We start from the raw sequence: 18,320 nt of genomic DNA, 5'->3' as shown, positions 1-18,320 counted from the left end.
GCCCAAAGGCCTAAGCCATCGCTTAGGGGCGCCGATATTGCATTGTTGGGGAATGTCACTGATAGTACAAGTTGCACGCTGCGCGAGATATTAGACTGCCGGTAGGTGGAGCGCAGAAGGTGAAGTTGCAATGTCGAACCGTGCGCTGATATCCATCGTCGATGATGACCAGCACTTTCGCGAATCAATGCGAAAACTCGTAACATTGCTGGGCTACACTGTCGAAGCGTTTCCGTCAGCAGCCGATTTCCTCGCATCGCGTCTCGTGCCTGAAACCGCCTGCTTGGTCGCCGACGTTCACATGCCTGGCATGACTGGAGTTGAATTGCATAGGCATTTGGTCAACAGCGGGTACGCGATCCCGACGATTATCGTTACTGCATATTCCGATGAAGTCGTCAGGGATCGGGCCCTAAAGGACGGGGTTGTTTGCTACCTCAGCAAGCCAGTGGACGACGACCATCTGGAGCGATGCCTGCGTTCGGCTCTGCAGCCCGGTACGCCGATCGAAGACAATTCATGAGTCCTCTTGGGCCGCGGGCAAGGTGAACTGAAATACAGCGCCGCGCGGCTCGTTTGCCTCTGCCCATAGCTTGCCCCCATGAGCATCGATGATGGACCGGCAGATCGACAGCCCCATTCCTGTTCCACCGGATTTGGTAGTGTAAAAAGCCTCGAAGACGCGGTCCAATTGCGTCGCATCGATGCCCGGCCCGGAATCGCGCACGGCCACGAGAACGCCTGTGTGGTCTTGCTCTGTGCTGACCATTAGCTCTCGTGCTCCCGCCTCAACCGAGCCCATTGCTTCAACCGCGTTGAGGATCAGGTTCAGCAAGACTTGTTGCAGTTGAACGCGATCCCCATGAATGGCGAGCGCACCCTCCGCGAGGCGAGTCTTGACCGAGACACTGTTGTCGGCGATTGCGCTTCGTACCATAACAACCACCTCGTTGATCGCTTCATTGAGGCCAAAACACTCTTTTCGCGGCGGCGCTTTCTTGATGTGATCTCGCATCCGTCCGATGATATCCTTACCTCGGTCTGCGTCCCTGACAACACAGGCGAACGCTTCCCTGGCCTCATCCAGATTCGGCGGATTCATTTCCAAGAAACGCATTCCTGCACGGGCGTTGTTGCGGGCGGTCGCGATAGGATGCAAGATTTCGTGAGACAGCGATGCAGCGAACTCTCCCATCGTGCTCACGCGATTGGCGTGCGCGAGTTCCAGTTGCGCCTTGCGCAGAGCTTCCGAGGCGCGCATACGCTCTGTCACATCTACAGCCGTACCAATAAACTCGATGAGCTTGCCGTCTTCATTGAGAACCGGATGACCCGAGGCATTGATGTGCCTGACTGTTCCGTCTGGCAGAAGAACCCTGTACTCGGCGTAGGTATCGACTCTTTCGCGAATCGACTTCTCAAATCTCTTCCTTACCCAATCGCGATCCTCGGGGTGAATTTGCTGTCGAAAATTGTCTCGGGAAGGTGAGCTCTCCCGCGGATCTAATCCGAAAATTCGGAACATTTCCTCGGAGCAGTACAGCACCTTTTGGGTGCGGGGATCCCAAGCCCAACTGCCCGTATGCGTCAGCTTCTCCGCTTCGGCCAAATAGCCCTCGCTTCGCTGTAAGGCCTCCTCGGCGCGCTTGCGCTCGATGAACTGACCGATCTGGCTGCCGATAACGGCCAGCATCTTGAGCAGCTCCTTATCGGGTTGCCCGATCTTGCGGCTGAAAAACTCGACCACGCCCAAGACTTCCCCGCCGAGCAGGATAGGAAAGCCGAAGGCCTCGTGTAGTCCTTCGCGTTCGGCGATGGGTGCGCGCGGAAAGTTTTCGTCAGAAACGACATCGGGAATGTATTCGGGCTCAAGGCCGGACCACACCCGGCCCGGTAGTCCCAAGCCCGGAACGAAAGTAAACTCCCGGCTGGCTCTTTCAAATTCCGGGACTCTTATCGACGCTTTATGCCAAAACTCCACACAGCGCAGCGCCTCGGCCTCCCGGTCCACGCGCCAGAGCACGCCCACATCCCATCCCAGACACTCGCCCATGGCCCGCAGTATTCTCGGAGTGGCCTCTTCGATCGTGGCCGCTTCCGCCAAAATCTGCACAACAGTGTGCTGCACGCGGAGGCGTTCCTCTGCGCGCTTGCGCTCCGTCAGATCGAGCACGAATGCGATGCCCTGGTTACCGCCCTCTTCAAACGTTGCCCCACCGATCAGTATCGGCACACGACTACCGTCTTTCCTGCTGAATTCCTTTTCGAATGGTTGGAACCGACCGCTGGCTTTTTGCTGTTCGATCCTTGCGTTATTCCTGTCGCGCCAGTCGGGCGGCGTCATTTCCGACCACCAGACGCTGCCCGCGACCAGGTCTTCGCGGGCGTAACCCACCATGCGAAGAAATTCGTCGTTGGCCCCAAGAATGCGACCGTCGAAATCCCAAATGAAAATTCCGATGATGTTGGAATCGACCAGACGCTGGAACCTTGCTTCGCTTTGCCGCAATGCTTGCTCGGCGCGCTTGCGCTCTGTCACGTCGACGCCCGTGGCGACAATCTCAACAAGCTCTCCGTTTGCCGAGAACACAGGGTAGTTAGTCGCTTCGACATGTTTTACTGTTCTATCGGGTAGTATGATTCTGAATTCGTTCGAGAAGCTTCTCTTTTCGCGCAATCCTTGCTCGATGTTTTGGTTCACCCTGTCTACGTCGTCTGGATGGATCCGTTGCCATACCGCTTCCCGGCTCGGAATACCTTGCGGCGGAAGCCCCCAGATGCGGGAAGCCTCCTCGGACCAATAAAGAATTTCCGTCGCATTATAGACCGCGGTGCCGGTGTGGCTCAGCCTCTGTGCTTCCGCCAGATAGGCTTCGCTGCGGCGCAGCCGGTCTTCGGCCTTCTTGCCTTCATCGATATCGACAGACAGGCCATACCACTGGATGACGCGTCCCTCCCGATCGCGCAGAGGCTCTCCGCGAGTATCGTGCCAACGAAACTCGCCGTCCGCCCGCCGGAGACGGCTCACGTGCTGATACGAACTGCCAGTCTCAATTGCGTGAGAGAAGGCCCGCAAAGTTTCCGGGAGGTCGTCAGGGTGCAGGAGCGCGCGCCAGCCACCTTGCTTGAGATCCTCAATTCGCATGCCGCTATAGTCCAACGTGCGCTGATTGATATGGGTCGGTTCGCCGTTGGGGTCCACTGACCAGAGCAAGCCTGGCACTGTTTCGATGATTTGACGCAGTTTGTATTCGCTTTCCCGAAGGGCTTCCTCGGCGCATTTGCGCTCCGTCAGATCGAGGACAAACGCAACGCCCTCGTCGCCGCCCTCTTCAAACGTTGCCCCGCCAATCAGCGCGGGCACACGGCTACCGTCTTTTCTCAAGTATTCTTTTTCGAATGGCTCAAACCGTCCGCCGCATTTTTGCTGTTCGATCTTCGCATTATTCTTGTCGCGCCAGTGAGGCGGCGTCAGGTCCGCCCACCTTATGCGGCCCGACACCAGGTCTTCGCGATCGTAGCCCACCATGCGAAGAAATTCGTCGTTGGCCTCAAGTACGCGACCTTCGAAGTCCCAGATGAAAATTCCGATGATATTGGCGTCGACCAGGCGCCGGATCTTTGCCTCCCGCTCCTGAAGATCCCGGTAAAGACGTGAATTCTCCAGCGCGATGGCTGCCTGCGACGCCACCAGCTTCAGTACGGCGATGCGGGCCGGCGCGAAGACGTGGGGGGTGAGATTGTTCTCGAGATAGAGCACGCCGATAAGCTTGGTCTGGGTGATCAGGGGCAGACAGAGAATGGACCGCGCTTGGCGCTCGCGGACATAAGGATCGGCATCAAACGGGGATTGAGTTGCGGCATCACCAAGGATGAGGCTTTCACGGCTGCGCAGCACATAGTGAATTACGGATTCGGGCAGCACCGCAGCGGTTATGGGCTGGCCGCCCTGCTGCAAGATGATCGTATTGCCGCTGCTCGTGGCTTCCGCTTCGATCTGCGGCATAGCCCCGCGCGCAACAATCAGCAGACCCCGCTCGGCGCCCGCCTGCTCAAGGGCCATGCGCATAAGCGTATCGACTAACGGTTGCAGCACGATCTCACCCGAGATCGCTTGCGAGACTTTAACGACGGTCGCGAGGTCGAGATGCTCAATGGGCGCTCTGATTGTCCTCGTCACACTGGGCGTCGGTTCGTCGTCCCTGAGGTGGGGATACAACTCGTCCAGTTGCCTGACCTTGCCATTGGCTCCCCAGCACAGATAGCAGTGGCGCGCTTCGCGGAAATAGGCATGCGCCGCATGCTCGAGGCCAGAGGCCAGACAACACTGCCCCGCTAACTCGTTTGCCAACGCTTGGTCCTGAACGAAGCCATGTTCGGCCGCAGTCCTAGCGGCACGCTCATAAAGCTGCATGGCTTCTATGGCGCGCCCTTCCACGCGGGCCAGCTCTCCACAAACGAGAAGGTGCTTCTGGCTGAAAGTCACAGGGCAACTTTCGGCCCAGCGTTCGAATGCTTGAGCATTCGAGGAGAGCTCCGAGCGGATTTCAGCCCGTTTCTCGGGCGAAGCCGTGCCATAAACTGCCGCAAGCGCGAATGCCTTATAGAGGCAATAGTTCGCGAACTGAATGTGGCAACGAGCGGACCAAAGGAGTGGTTTGGCTTTCTCTGCATACTCAAGCGCCCTCTCGGGATTGCCAAGCAGCAGGTGCCGCTGAATCTGCAATATCCAATGGAAGCAGAGGACAACCGCAACGCCATTTTCCAGCAGCCGAGTTTCAAGAGCTGATTCCGCCACAACGGCAGCGCCATCCGCTTGCCCCCGAAGCTTCTGGACGAAAAGCCGAATGCTGCACACGATATCGGCCACATGGCGGAACTTGAATCGCTCGATAAGCTCCACTGCCTTCCCCGATTCGGACCAAATCTGGTCGAGGTGATCCCCGCGGACCAAGCAATCCGTCAGGCGGTGTTCCAAGCTGTAGCAGGCCCAAATGATATCTCCAGTCTCTTGGGCAGCGGCGATCGCGTCATCGAGGCACGTCAGGGCGACCTCGATGGGCCGCGTCCAGACAACCGCCATCTGCTTTAGGAAGTTTGCGGCCGCTTTTTGCTCCTTAAATCCATGCTTTTCCGCCACCGCAAAGGCCAATTGAGCGAATTCCTCGCCTTCCTTGTAGCGCTGGAAAAACGGCCCCAAAAAAATGGACAGAAATCCATAAGCCGTGCCGCCCGAAGCCGTCGTGCCGTGGTCCAGTGTCACACGCACCATTCGGCACACGATCGTTTGGCGGAGATTGCTATCGATGAAATAGGCAGAGAGGAATAGCATGGTGAAGACGTTCATGACCTCGCGCATATTTGGATTTTCCATCATCGGGAGGTCAAGAAGGCTTCCAATCGCACGCGCGCCCAGGTTGGACCACATCGCGTCATACTCGGCCGTTACCTGATCATTCGTTGGGCGTTCCGGTAGTTGAATGCCAAACGTCTGCAAACACTCGACCCCTGTTCGGATTGCCGCTGCATTGTCGGCATGCACCAACTGGAGCACCATTCTGAGCCGATACGTCTGGGCGCGCTCGACTTTTGAACGTGCGCGGATCAGCAGCTCTTCGATCCACCGAGCGGCTTCCTCGAAATTGGAGCTTAGGACCTCACATTCCGCCAGTTCGATGCACACGTTGAACGCCAAGTCGTAGCAGTCCAACCACCCTTGCTGGCCCAGATTCGCCCTCGCCGCTGCTAGATAGCGGCACGCCGAAGAATAGGCGGTCGAGGCCTTGGCGCGCCTGCCAGCGATCAGGTTCCGTTCGGCGAGGCGCTCGCGCTCCTCCCGCGACGTGATCAAAGCCGCGCCGCGGTTGAGCTGGTTGACGATCTCGAAGATCGCCTCCTCCTGCTGTTCGGGAGGCATCTGGCTCGCAAGCAGCCTGCCAATGCGAAGGTGCGCCTCGGGACGTGACGCTTGCGGTATCAGCGAATAGACGGCTTCCTGAATGCGATCGTGGGCGAACTGATAGGCGAACGCGCGCCGATGGACCAGTTCCTGGCGCGCCGCCTCCCACAGCAATGCGTGGACCTCTTCCTCAGACGTCCCAAGGACGAGCGAAACTGTCGCGATATCAGCGGTGTTTCCGAGACAGGCGAGCTGCTGCAATGCCTCCTGGGTTTTGGCGGGCAGGCGGGCCAGCTTCCCAACCATGAGATCGACGACATTGTCGGTGTACCCCTTGGCGTGAATGCCCTCGAGGTTCCACGACCACCGCGCAGCGTCGTGATCGAAGCTGAGCAGTTGCTGTTCGGCAAGCGCGTAAAGAAACTGAATCGCGAAGAACGGATTGCCACCGGCCTTCTCGTGCACCAGCCGCGCCAGCGGCGCGGCGCGTGCCGGCTCGCAACGCAGCGTATCCGCTATCAAATGCCCGAAATGCTCACCGGCAAGCGGCGCAAGCGTGATCTCCTCAACCCTTCCGCCGGCGCTCGTAATGGCATCGAGCTTGCGCCTCAGCGGATGGGTGGCGTCGACCTCGTTGCTGCGATAGGCGCCGATCAGCAGCAGGTTCGTCAGATCCGATCCAGTTAGCAGATTGTCGAGCAAGTCAAGCGTCGCTGCATCCAGCCATTGCAGATCGTCGAGGAAAAGCGCCAGCGGATGCTCCGGCCGGGCGAACACGCCAATGAAGCGCCGAAACACCAGCTGGAAGCGCCGTTGCGCGTCTTGTGACGGAAGCTCTGACACTGGTGGCTGGTCGCCGATGATGAGCTTGAGCTCGGGAACGAGGTCGATCATGAGCCGCCCGTTCGAGCCGAGCGCCTCCAGAAGGGCGTCGCGCCAACTCGCTAAGTCGGCCTCACTTTTGCCGAGCAGCAGCCGCACGAGGCTCTGAAAAGCCTCGGCGACTGTCGCATAGGGAATGTCGCGCTTGTACTGGTCGAACTTGCCGGCGGCGAACAGTCCGCGCGGCGGCACGAGCGCCTTATGCAGCTCGTGCACGACGGCGGACTTGCCGATGCCGGAATAGCCGGAGACCAGCACCAACTCCGGTCCCCCGCCGCTAACGATACGGTCGAAAGAGGCGAGCAAAATCTCGACCTCGCGCGCCCGCCCGTACAGTTTTTCGGGGATCAGCAACCGGTCGGGCGTGTCGTGCTCGGCAAGTGGGAAGGCGTCGATCCGATGCTGAGCCTCCCATGAGGCAAGGCAGTGCTTGAGGTCGCTCTCCAGACCAGAGGCCGTCTGATAACGTTCCTCGGCAGTCTTGGCGAGCAGCTTCATGATGATGGCCGAGACGGCGCCGGGCACTTCCTTTAGCCGCTCGCCGGGCGCGTCCGGCCGTCTGGCAATATGACAGTGTACCCATTCCATCGGGTCGGACGCGGTGAACGGGAGCTGCCCCGTAAGCATCTGATACAGCGTGATGCCGAGGGCGTACAAATCACTGCGTGAATCGATTGACCTGTTCATTCGTCCGGTCTGCTCGGGCGCCATATAGGCGAGCGTGCCGGCGATGACCTCTGGCGGGGCAGGCGCCTGGCGCTCGCGCGGTAGGCGCGACGCGATGCCAAAGCCCGTCAGCCAGACTTGTTCGGTAGCCAAATTGACGAGCACATTGGCCGGCTTGATATCCTTATGAATGATACCGCGTTCGTGTAACCCGCGAAGCGCGGCCGCTAAGCGGATTGCAAACCGCAAGAACTGCCCTACCTCCATCGGACGGCCGAGATGCCGATCCAACGGCTGGCCGCCGGGATCCTCGAGGACCAGCACGGTTCGTCCGCCTTCGCGGACGAGCTGAAGAGGCTGTACCGCCCATGCACGGTCCAGCTGGTCCTTCAATCCATATTCATGAGCGAGACGATCTAGAGTAGCAGGTGCTGGATGTTCAGCTGTGGGCAGCACGACCAGCACACCGGCGTGATCAGAGTCAGCGTGACGTTCTCCTCGGCAGAAGAGGCGTTCGCCGTCCTCCCATAGGATATGCAACTTGCTAGTCTCATCCGCGCTGAACAGCTTGGCGGAATCTTGTACTCCGCCCGCAACCGGCGCGGCGCTTGCAGGCTGAGAGGAGGTCAAGGACATTCCTGCGCCCCCGGCGATAGAGCCAGCTCCAAGGCTGCTTGAATGGGGGCCAAAGATATATCACTGGCCCCTCCGCCGAGCGGAACGACCCCGCTCGCCCTCTTGAGCGAGCGCTCGGCGACCGTCAGTTCTAGGGCGCCCAAAGAGGATTATCATTGGCCCGGCTAGAATAATAGGACTGTCTCCCTGCCCGTTTGAGATGAAAATCCCGGCAGGCGGGGCGCAATCATTCATCACTTCGGCATCCGCCCAGATTGGAGGCCGCGCCCTTCGATATTTTTGTCCTGTTGTGGTCGCGCGCGCCGGCGAAGTGGTCGGCAAGGAGGAATTATGCCCAAGCCTGGCGGAAACATACGTGGAAGAATCTTTGATTCAGATAAGCGCTCTGCGCCGTCGTGGCGACCATCTACACTACCGTTTCATGGCGAGCTGCAGTTTCGTAGCCCAGGCGCGACGGGCCAAAAGTTCATGATCGTGCCCGGATCATCATGATGGCCTTGGCCACTGTGCGCGGATTCAGGCCTAGCGCGTGGATCACTTCCTTCTTCTTGCAGCCGAGATTGCGCTCAAGGTAGCCGCGCACCCGCTCGACGTTGAATGCTTCCAGCTCCTTGGAGCCGGGACGTAGGTTCAGCGCTTCAATGGTGCAGAATTCGAGAAGCATGCTCGAGGCTACCCATCAGGTCATGTACGCCATTCACGCTCAGAGCTGGTGGCCGAGCGAGCCGATGCTTTGGCCGCATCAACAAGCGAAGCCTTCTCAGCTCGCCGCTCGTAGCCGTCGGCAAGGGCCTTGAGCTGACCCGCAATCGCATGGTCGGTCACGGTTTGCGCAGCGCGGAGCAAAGTCCGTGCTGTCTCCAAGTATGCCTTGCCTCGTTGTGATATCTGCACCATCACAAAGCCCTCGTACGGTTTTCTGGCAGCTGGTTGAAGGCGGTCAGGAGCCAGCCTACCCAATTGCGGTCACTTTCCCTGCGAGCTCTGAGGCGATCGACGCACTTCTTGGAACAGAGCGGGGTTCGCCACGAGTAGTGCCGGACGAGACCAAACTTGCCATCACAAACTGCGCACCGCGCGGCTCTGCCAGATCTAAGACTTTCGGAGCAGGTGGGCATTGTAAATCTCCTCTTGGCTTTATCGCAGCTGTTCGTCGATCATCCTATTTTCACTGTCGCAGTTCATAAGCCTGCGTGCTTTCCGGACAAATGCAGCCTAGGACGATCGCGACCGGCGGTTCAATTAAACCGTAGGTAAACGTCGAGCATCTAAAGGGATGATGGAGTTATGCGAAGGCTTAGCGCGCTCGCCCTGAAAAGCCGACCTCTCCCGTAATGGGTCTTGGCCGCGTGAAAACGTTTCAATGCGGGGGCGGCGCTTTGAACAGCCCCATGGGGTCGCGGATTGGCGCCGAAATGGCATAATTTCCGGCGAGGCCCCGGAAGCCAGCCCAATGGCTTGCCCGAGCCACTATAATCGATGATGAGGTTGGTGGCACGCGCGCGACAGCGCTCCTGGCTCACGCCTGAATCGCCGCGATCAACGCACCAGCACCCATGATGTTCATCACGCGCGTGAGATTGTAGGCGAGCACGTGCAGCGCCATCTCAGTGGCGACCTTCGGCAAGCGCTTCGTCAGGAAGTGCGTCGCGCCCATGCGCATCTTCAGCGTGCCGAACGGATGCTCGACCGTCTCGCGACGGCATGACCACGGTGTTCGGCAATCCGGGGTCGACGGAGCTGCCGCTGTTCCGCAATTTTCCCGACGACTTCCGCTATGTGCTTGGCCTTCAAGAGGCGGTTGTGGTCGGAATGGCGGACGGCTACGCGCAGGCGACCCGCAATGCCGCCTTCGTCAACCTGCATTCGGCGGCCGGCGTCGGCAATGCCATGGGCAACATCCTCACGGCGTTCAAGAACCGCACGCCGATGGTCATCACGGCCGGGCAGCAGGCCCGCTCCATGCTTCCCTTCGATCCGTTCCTCGCTTCGCGCGAGGCCGTCGAGCTCCCCAAGCCCTATGTGAAGTGGAGCGTCGAACCAGCGCGTGCCGAGGATGTACCGCACGCGATCGCGCGCGCCTATTACCTTGCCCTGATGCCGCCGCGCGGGCCCGTGCTGGTCTCGGTCCCGGTCGACGACTGGGATCGTCCGGCAGACTTCCTGCCGGTCCGCCTCGTCAGCCAACAGGTTCGGCCCGATCCTGCTGTGCTCGATCAGATCGCGCGGGCTCTCGACGCCGCGACGCGGCCGGCGTTCATCGTCGGTGGCGCCATCGATCGGGACGAGGCATTCGAAGAGGTCGTGCGCCTTGCGGAAGCGCACAATGCCGGGGTGTTCGTCGCCCAGATGACCGGCCGCTGCAGTTTTCCTGAAGACCATCGCCTGTTCGCAGGATTCCTGCCGGCCATGCGTGAGAGGATCGTCGGCCTCCTCGCCGGCTCGGACCTCGTCTTCGTGATCGGCGCGCCGGCGTTCACCTATCACGTCGAAGGATTCGGGCCACACGTACCGCCCGGCGCGAAGCTCGTCCAGTTGACCGACGATTCCCAGACCGCCTCGTGGACGCCGGAGGGTATGGCCGCCGTCGGTAGCATACGGCTCGGCCTGATCGATTTGTTGGCGCGGACGAAGCCGCCGGTACGTGCGTTGCCGCCGGCGCGCGCGGCTGCGCCGAGGGCACGCCCGACAGCGCTCCTGTCGACAGCCTATGTCCTGCAGTCGCTCGCGCAGATGAGACCGGCCGAGAGCATCATCGCCGAGGAGGCACCCAGTGCCCGGCCGGTGATGCAGGCGCATCTGCCCATCCTCGTCAGCGAGGGGTTCTACACGATGGACAGCGGCGGCCTTGGCTATGGCATGCCGGCGGCCGTCGGCGTCGCGCTGGGAAAGCCGGGCAGGCGGGTGATCGGCATCATCGGCGATGGCTCGAGCCTTTACTCCATCCAGGCGATCTGGAGCGCGGCGCGACTGGCGCTTCCGATCACGTTCGTCATCCTGAACAATCGCCGCTACGCCGCTTTGCAGGATTTCGCTCCGGCATTCGGATTTGCGGCGCAGGAGCCGGTTCAAGGCACCGACCTGACAGACCTCGACTTGGTGTCGATCGCAACCGGAATGGGCTGTCTCGCGGTCCGCGTGCAGGATGGCGAAGCTCTGCACAAAGCTCTGGACTCCGCCTTCGCGTCCCATCGGCCGATGCTGATCGACGTCGAAGTCGACGACCGCCCTTCGTCCAAATGAGTTGAGAAAAGTGGGGAGAGAACCATGAACGCGATTTCCATGCTGATCGACGGGGAGCCGCGGCAGGCCGTCGGCGGTGCGAACTTCGAGCGCAAGAATCCGCTCGACTCAACCGTCGCGACACGGGCCCCTGCGGCAACGGCGGCAGATGCTGTCGCTGCAGTCCATGCCGCGGCACGCGCCTTTCCTTCCTGGTCCGCCATCGGTCCCTCCGAGCGCCGTGCGCTCCTGACCAAGGCTGCGCATCGGCTCGAGGCCAAGGCCGACGCCTTCGCCGCGGCAATTGCCGCCGAAACTGGGGGCTCGGCGCTGTGGAGCGGCTTCAACGTTCACCTGGCCGCGGGCATGCTGTTCGAGGCAGCCGCGATGACGACGCAGATCGGCGGCGAGGTCATTCCGTCCGACGTGCCGGGGAGCTTTGCGATCGGCGTGCGCCAGCCGGCTGGCGTGGTTCTCGGCATGGCGCCGTGGAACGCGCCGGTCATCCTCGGAGTGCGCGCGATCGCATTGCCGCTGGCTTGCGGCAATACGGTGATTCTAAAAGGCTCGGAGCTCTGCCCAGCGACCCACGGCCTGATCGTCGAGGCATTTCGCGAAGCCGGCTTCCCTGCCGGCGTCGTCAACTACGTGACGAACGCGCCGAAGGATGCAGCCTCGGTCGTCGAGGCGATCATCGCCGAGCCGGCGGTCCGGCGCGTGAATTTCACCGGCTCGACCCGTGTCGGCAAGATCATCGCCGGGGTCTGCGCCAAGTATCTCAAGCCTGTCGTGCTCGAGCTCGGCGGCAATCCGCGCCTTATCTATGCCGATATCACGGGGTTCGGCGACAAAGGTCCGGATGCGGATCTTCCGGGCTTCGACATCACCTCATATTGGGCCCGAAGCGGGTTGTTGTCGTTGACGCGTGACGCCGGCGCGCCTCCGACCTGGCCGGTGGCCGGCAGCGGCGACAACGCGACTGCGGTCGGGCTCTATTCCGCGATCGTCACGGCTCTCTATCGTCGCGAACGAACCGGGCAAGGCGCCCATGTCACGACATCGCTGCTCGCCGAAGGCGTCTGGTCGGCGAGCGTGTCGATCCAGGCCGCGCTGTGCGAGGCTAAGTTCTACCCCCTGCACGATCGCACGCACCCGGCGAACGCGGCGATGAACGTCTATCGCGCCAAGGACGGCACCTGGTTCGTGCTCATCATCACCGCCGACAAGCTCGAAGCCGTGGCGAAGGCCATCGGCCGTCCGGACCTCTTGACCGATCCGAGGTTCTCCGATCCGGCCAAGCTGATGGCGAACATGCCGGCGCTCTCGACCATCTTCGACGAAGTCTTTTGCGCTCAGCACATGGCGTACTGGTACGAGGTCTTCAGCGGCGTCCATGTCACGTTCGGCGCCGTGCGCGGGCCGCAGGAGGTGATCGACGATCCGCAACTGCGCGCGAACGAGATTGTCGTTCCACTCGAAGGCGCCGGCGGCAAGCTCACCTCGACGATCAGCAGTCCGATCCAGCTCCACGGCGTCGCCAAGGTACCGGCCAAGCGGGCTCCGGCGCTCGGCGAGCACAACGAGGAGGTTCTTCAACAGCTCGGCTTCAGCGCCGCCGAGATCGAGGGGCTGCATGGCAGCGGCACTCTCCCGAAGGCCAAGCAATACGCAAAGCAGTGAGCTGAAACCGCTTCGGCAGCCCGCAGGCTATTCGGTTCTGATCTCGCTCGGTGATTTCTTCGTCCAGCGGCGAAAGGCGCGGCGGAAATTTGCCGCGTCGCTGAATCCAAGCGCCAGCGCGATATCCTCGTTGGCGAGCTTCGTCGTGCGCAAATATTTCAGTGCCATGTGGCTCCGAAGCTCATCCAGAAGGCCTCGGAAGGAAATGCCCTGCTGTCGAAGCTGGCGCCGCAGCGAGCGATCGCTGATATCGAGCAGCTTCGCGACGTCGGCGAGCGTCGGCGGGTTGGCGATATCCCGCAGCAGAAGTGCGCGGATCTCGCCGGCGAGCCCAACCCGCAATTTCAGCTCATCGAGAAGCTCATCGCAGAGCGCCACGATCATCGGATAGGTCGTCTTGTTGCCGAGACGTGCGACCTGGTCCAGCCAGTCCGAACGAAAGACAATCCGATTGGATCCATTGGAGAAGCGGATGGGACATCCGATCTGATCGGCGGGCAGGCGGAAATCGTCGGCTTCCGGATAGGTGAGGCTGATATGATGCGGGACGAACGCCGCGCCCATGATGTCGCGCATCAGCGAAATGTGGATGCCAATCTGCATCTCCGTGATGAAGCGGTAGACCCGTGGGTCGATCGCGTTGGGCTCAATTGTCCAGCTCGCGAATCCCTTCTCTTCCCTGAACTCTATCGTTGCAAGCGGCGCGGCAAGCGAGTGATAGCGCCATGCAAAGGACATCGCGTCGCGAAAGTCGGGGCAGCAGAGAATGGCAAACCCATACATGCCGTAGGTCGAGATGTGGATGGAGGCGCCGATGCGGTAGGGCAGGCGCCGGTCGCTCGAGAGCCGAATGGCGTTCTCGCAAGCCGTCATCAATTCCGTGAGCGAGATCCGGGTCTTTGGAGAGTGCACCTCCGGCACCTGGAGTGCGATGTTTCTCAGGATCTCGTTGGCAGGTGTGCCCTGAGCCGCCAGCACATCGAACACAGCCGCGAGCTTGGTTGATTCATAGACGCGTTCGTCCATTCCGACGACGAGCACGTTCTTCGCATCGATCGTCTTGCCGGGCTGCCTGGAATCGCTCAACTGAACCTGCCTATGGACACCGTCGTGGCGCGCGAGCCGGCATGGCTCGAAGATCAGCATATGCTGCATTGTTGTCGAGACAGAATAGCGGTTTTTCGATCGTCTAAAGGCTCGCCGGATCGCCCGTTGTGCGGCGCAAAGAGACGGCCTCTCCTGGTCAAATAGCAGCGGTTTTGTTCAAGACGCATCAGGGTTCACGGCGCAGCCTGTCCGGCCCGGACCGGGCGCCGTCCGTTCCGGACCTTCACAAGGACGAGGCCGCGCGCGAGGCTTGTGCCCGTGTCGTGCGACGGGTTCGTCGTGAGGCAAGCCGGCCTGGCGATCCGCGCGTTCAGAACTGCGGACATGACCAGGGCCGCGGGGATGAGACGTCGATGGAGGCCGCCATGGTGGGAAGGCTGATTCAGACCGCCAAATCCGCTTATCAGTTCCCTTTGATCTTCAAGCAGTTGTGGCACACGCCGCGGGTACAGGCACCGGACCAGGAGATCGTGTACCGCGATCTCAAGCGCTTCACATATCGCCAGATCCGGGAGCGCATTGGCCGTCTGGCATCGGCCCTGAGCAAAGCGGGCGTTGAGCCTGGCGACACCGTCGGCGTCCTCGACTGGGACAGCCATCGTTTCCTCGAGGCGTTCTTCGCGATCCCCATGATGGGGTCCGTGCTCCAGACGGTGAACGTCCGGCTGTCGCCCGAGCAGGTCGCCTACACGATCGATCATGCCGGCGCGTCGACGCTGCTGGTGAACGACGAGTTCGTCGGACTGTTGGAAGGATTGAAGTCCCAATTGCCGAGGGTTAAGCGGCTGATCGTAATGTCGGACGGGCCAGCCCCGCGGACGGGCGTCCTGTCCTTCATCGGCGAATACGAGAGTCTGCTTGCTGCGGCATCGCCCGACTACGATTTTCCAGACTTCGACGAGAATACGCAGGCGACCACCTTCTACACGACCGGAACGACTGGTCTACCCAAGGGGGTCTATTACAGTCACCGGCAACTCGTGCTCCACACGCTGGCCGGGCTTGCGATGTTCGGGATTGCGGGAACGCAGGGCCGCTTCTCGCGCGACGACGTCTACATGCCGATCACGCCGATGTTCCACGTCCACGCCTGGGGTTTCCCCTGGTCGGCGACACTCGCCGGGGCCAAGCAGGTCTATCCCGGGCGCTACGAGCCGGCGATGCTGGTCAAGTTGATCAAGGACGAAGGCGTGACCTTCACCCACGGCGTGCCGACCATTTTGAGGATGTTGCTCGACGCCGCCGCCAAGGCGAATGTCGATCTCAAGGGTCTCAAGATGGTGATCGGCGGTTCCGCCTTGCCGAAGGCCCTGGCCAAGCAGGCGCTTGCTGCAGGCGTTGATATCTTCGCAGGCTATGGCATGTCGGAGACCGGCCCCCTTGCTGCGGTGTCCCACGTCAGATCGAAGGATCTGTCCGGTGACGCTGAAGGGGAAGTCGAATTCCGCACCAGGGCCGGCATGGCAGGGCCGCTGGTCGATTTGCACATCGTGGACGACGACATGAAGGACGTGCCACATGACGGCAAGTCCGCCGGTGAGATCGTCTTGCGCGCGCCCTGGCTCACGCAGGGCTACTTCAACAACCCTGAAAGCTCCGAGCAGCTCTGGGCCGGGGGTTATCTGCACACCAGCGATATCGCGGTGGTGAGTCCGGACGGCTATGTGCACATCACGGATCGCATGAAGGACGTCATCAAGACCGGCGGCGAATGGGTGTCGTCGTTGCAGATCGAGGACCTGATCTCGCAATGCCCCGGTGTTGCCGACGCGGCCGTCATTGGCGTCAAGGACGACAAATGGGGCGAGCGCCCGCTGGCGCTCGTGGTCAAGCAGGAGTCCGAGACGAACGGCGTCAGCGCCGCGATCATCAAGGATCACCTCAAGATCTTCTCGGACAAGGGCGTCATCTCGAAATACGGCATTCCAGAGCAGATTCTCTTCATCGAGACGATCCCCAAGACCAGCGTCGGCAAGATCAACAAGAAGGAGCTGCGTGAGCGCTACGGGAATATGTAGCCGTCCGCTGTAGCCACGAACGAGGAGGAGACCGTGAGCAATCTCACTCTTGCTGGCCTGAACGAGATGGTGGGACGGGAACTCGGTGTCTCGGCCTGGGTTCCGATCGACCAGGCGCGCATCGACACGTTTGCGTCCTGTACCGGCGATCGGCAATGGATTCACGTCGATGTCGAGCGGGCGAAGCGCGAAAGTCCTTTCCGTGGTCCCGTCGCCCACGGCTACCTCACGCTGGCGATGGTGGCTCCGCTCGCCATGGAGATCGGGGTCATCCCGCGGGACGCCGCGGCCGGGCTGAACTACGGGATCGACAAGGTTCGCTTCCTCGCGCCGGTGCCGGCCGGCGCGCGCGTGAGGCTGCGCGTCGTACTCACCGGAATTGAGCCCAAGGACGGCGGGCAGGTGATTATGAGAACCCAGAACACCCTGGAAGTTGAGGGATCGGACAGGCCGGCTCTTGTCGCCGAGACGCTGGCGCTTCTGATCCCTGCGGCCGGAGCGCGACCACAATGAACGCCGAGAACCGTCAGCCAATCCCGTCTGTCGAGGGCATCTCCGAGGATGCCTCTCGGAATACCCTCGCGCTCAATCCGCTCGTCGGCATCCGGGGCGAGGATCTCCTCGACAGCGCGGGCGTCCTGTTCAAGGCCGTCGTCAACGAGCCGAAGGTTGCAACCGAGCAATGGCTGTCCTTCCTCGGCGAGCTCGGCTCGATCGTTGCCGGCAAGTCCGAGCGTGCGCCGCGGGCAGGCGACCGGCGCTTTTCCGATGCCACCTGGAAGGAGAGCGCGCTGCACAGCGGCTTGCTCAAGGCCTATCTCGCCTGGGGCGAGGCCGTCAGCGGCTTCGTCGACAAGACGAGCCTGAGCGACATCGACAAGGCGCGGGCGCATTTGGTCACGGAGATCCTGATCGACGCGGTCGCCCCGACGAATGCAATGCTGACCAATCCGGCCGCGCTGCGCAAATTCGTCGACACCGGCGGCCGCAGCGTCTGGCACGGTTTGAAGAACTATGTCGACGATCTCACCCGGAACGGCGGCATGCCGTCTGTGGTCGATCGCGACGCATTCAAGGTCGGTGAGAATCTCGCGACGACGCCGGGCGCGGTGATCCTTCGCAACGAGCTGCTGGAGCTGATCCAGTATGCACCGATGACAGCCAAGGTGTGGAAGCGCCCTTTGGTCATCACGCCGCCGCAGATCAACAAGTACTACGCGCTCGATCTCTCTCCCGACAAGAGCATGGTCCGCTTCCTGCTCGAGAGCGGCATTCAGGTGTTTTGCGTGAGCTGGCGCAATCCGACCGCTGCCGATCGCGACGTCGGCCTCGACAGCTACGTCGCTGCGCTCGACGAGGCCGTCGACGCAGCGCGCGAAGTCACCGGCAGCGACGATATCTCGATGATGGGATCCTGTTCCGGCGGCATCACGTCGACGGCGTATTTCGCAACGCTTGGCAGCGCCGCGCAGAAGATCAGGAACATGGTGCTGGCCGTCTGCCTGCTCGATCCCAATACGGCCGACGAGAGTGCGTTTGGCTGCCTGATGACCCCGGAGACCATGCGGGCGGCCAAAGAGACTTCGCGCCTCCGCGGTCTGGTCGACGGTCACGAGCTGGCGCGGATGTTCGCCTGGATGCGGCCGAACGACCTGATCTGGAACTATTGGGTCAACAACTATCTGCTCGGCAATCAGCCGCCCGCGTTCGACATCCTGTACTGGAACGCTGACACGACGCGGCTTCCTGCCCGCCTTCACGGCGATTATCTCGATCTCTATTTCACGAACCCGTTCGTCAATGCCGGAAAGCTCACGCTGAACGACAAGACGATCGATATGAGCAAGGCCAAGGCCGACTGCTATGTCGTTGCCGGTGTTACCGACCACATCACGCCGTGGAAGGGGGTGCATAGGACGGCGCAGATCATGGGACCGGGCACGACTTTCGTGCTCTCGAACAGCGGTCACCTTCAGAGCCTTTTGAACCCGCCGACCAATCCGAAGGCGTCCTTCATGATCGGGTCCGTCAATGCAGGCGGACCCGACGCGTTCCTGGCCGCCTCTGAGAAGCGGAAGGGAAGCTGGTGGCTCGACTGGCGGGATTGGCTTCACGCGCGATCAGGTGAGGACGTGGATGCGCGGACGTCCCTCGGCAGCACGCGCCATCCCGTCCTGGCTCAAGCTCCGGGAACATACGTCTTTGAGTGA

Annotated in this window: 9 protein-coding genes and 1 pseudogene; 6 read left to right on the top strand and 4 right to left on the bottom strand. The window is 61.3% G+C overall.

What is annotated here, in order from left to right; translation table 11 throughout:
• Positions 1 to 130: 130 nt before the first annotated feature.
• On the top strand, positions 131 to 523 hold the full coding sequence (locus QA640_RS47750; protein WP_283043455.1) for a response regulator: 393 nt from the start codon (positions 131 to 133) through the stop codon (positions 521 to 523).
• Here QA640_RS47750 and QA640_RS47745 read toward each other — a convergent pair.
• From QA640_RS47745 to QA640_RS47735, 3 genes and pseudogenes are all read right to left on the bottom strand, one after another.
• Positions 518 to 8,083, bottom strand: a complete 7,566-nt coding sequence (locus tag QA640_RS47745; protein ID WP_283043454.1) for a PAS domain S-box protein — start codon at positions 8,081 to 8,083, stop codon at positions 518 to 520. The two genes, QA640_RS47750 and QA640_RS47745, sit on opposite strands and share 6 nt — an antisense overlap.
• Positions 8,084 to 8,549: 466 nt before the next feature.
• Positions 8,550 to 8,747 (bottom strand): hypothetical protein, encoded by a 198-nt coding sequence (locus QA640_RS47740; RefSeq protein ID WP_283043453.1) that lies wholly within the window; start codon positions 8,745 to 8,747, stop codon positions 8,550 to 8,552.
• Between the two features lie 855 nt (positions 8,748 to 9,602).
• Positions 9,603 to 9,785, bottom strand: a pseudogene (locus tag QA640_RS47735) (transposase); the annotation flags it as partial.
• A gap of 2 nt (positions 9,786 to 9,787) precedes the next feature.
• Here QA640_RS47735 and mdlC point away from each other — a divergent pair.
• Complete coding sequence (gene mdlC / locus QA640_RS47730; RefSeq protein ID WP_283043452.1) at positions 9,788 to 11,326, top strand: benzoylformate decarboxylase; 1,539 nt, start codon at positions 9,788 to 9,790, stop codon at positions 11,324 to 11,326.
• A 24-nt stretch (positions 11,327 to 11,350) separates the two neighbouring features.
• Positions 11,351 to 12,985 (top strand): aldehyde dehydrogenase family protein, encoded by a 1,635-nt coding sequence (locus tag QA640_RS47725; protein ID WP_283043451.1) that lies wholly within the window; start codon positions 11,351 to 11,353, stop codon positions 12,983 to 12,985.
• Between the two features lie 27 nt (positions 12,986 to 13,012).
• Here the strand turns inward: QA640_RS47725 and QA640_RS47720 are convergent, their stop codons facing one another.
• The gene (locus QA640_RS47720) at positions 13,013 to 14,071 is read right to left on the bottom strand and encodes an AraC family transcriptional regulator (RefSeq protein ID WP_283043450.1); all 1,059 of its coding nucleotides are present in this window, start codon (positions 14,069 to 14,071) and stop codon (positions 13,013 to 13,015) included.
• 386 nt (positions 14,072 to 14,457) lie between these two features.
• Here QA640_RS47720 and QA640_RS47715 point away from each other — a divergent pair, with 386 nt between their 5' ends.
• The 3 genes from QA640_RS47715 to QA640_RS47705 all read left to right on the top strand — a co-directional run bounded on the left by QA640_RS47715 (position 14,458) and on the right by QA640_RS47705 (position 18,320).
• Entirely contained in the window at positions 14,458 to 16,110 is a 1,653-nt protein-coding gene (locus QA640_RS47715; RefSeq protein WP_283043449.1) for a fatty acid--CoA ligase, read from the top strand.
• 66 nt (positions 16,111 to 16,176) lie between these two features.
• The gene (locus tag QA640_RS47710) at positions 16,177 to 16,623 is read left to right on the top strand and encodes a MaoC family dehydratase (RefSeq protein ID WP_283043892.1); all 447 of its coding nucleotides are present in this window, start codon (positions 16,177 to 16,179) and stop codon (positions 16,621 to 16,623) included.
• Positions 16,620 to 18,320: an alpha/beta fold hydrolase gene (locus tag QA640_RS47705; protein WP_283043448.1), complete on the top strand. Its 1,701-nt coding sequence runs from the start codon at positions 16,620 to 16,622 to the stop codon at positions 18,318 to 18,320. Before QA640_RS47710 ends, QA640_RS47705 begins: the two co-directional genes overlap by 4 nt.

Source organism: Bradyrhizobium sp. CB82, from assembly GCF_029714405.1.
Classification (GTDB): Bacteria; Pseudomonadota; Alphaproteobacteria; order Rhizobiales; family Xanthobacteraceae; genus Bradyrhizobium.
This window is presented reverse-complemented; position numbering and strand designations above follow the sequence as displayed.

Excerpts from the sequence above, each read along its gene's own strand:
- QA640_RS47750 (WP_283043455.1), top strand. The coding sequence starts at position 131 with ATGTCGAACCGTGCGCTGATATCCATCGTCGATGATGACCAGCACTTT.
- QA640_RS47745 (WP_283043454.1), bottom strand. The coding sequence starts at position 8,083 with ATGTCCTTGACCTCCTCTCAGCCTGCAAGCGCCGCGCCGGTTGCGGGC.
- QA640_RS47740 (WP_283043453.1), bottom strand. The coding sequence starts at position 8,747 with ATGCTTCTCGAATTCTGCACCATTGAAGCGCTGAACCTACGTCCCGGC.
- mdlC (WP_283043452.1), top strand. The coding sequence starts at position 9,788 with ATGACCACGGTGTTCGGCAATCCGGGGTCGACGGAGCTGCCGCTGTTC.
- QA640_RS47725 (WP_283043451.1), top strand. The coding sequence starts at position 11,351 with ATGAACGCGATTTCCATGCTGATCGACGGGGAGCCGCGGCAGGCCGTC.
- QA640_RS47715 (WP_283043449.1), top strand. The coding sequence starts at position 14,458 with ATGGTGGGAAGGCTGATTCAGACCGCCAAATCCGCTTATCAGTTCCCT.
- QA640_RS47710 (WP_283043892.1), top strand. The coding sequence starts at position 16,177 with ATGGTGGGACGGGAACTCGGTGTCTCGGCCTGGGTTCCGATCGACCAG.
- QA640_RS47705 (WP_283043448.1), top strand. The coding sequence starts at position 16,620 with ATGAACGCCGAGAACCGTCAGCCAATCCCGTCTGTCGAGGGCATCTCC.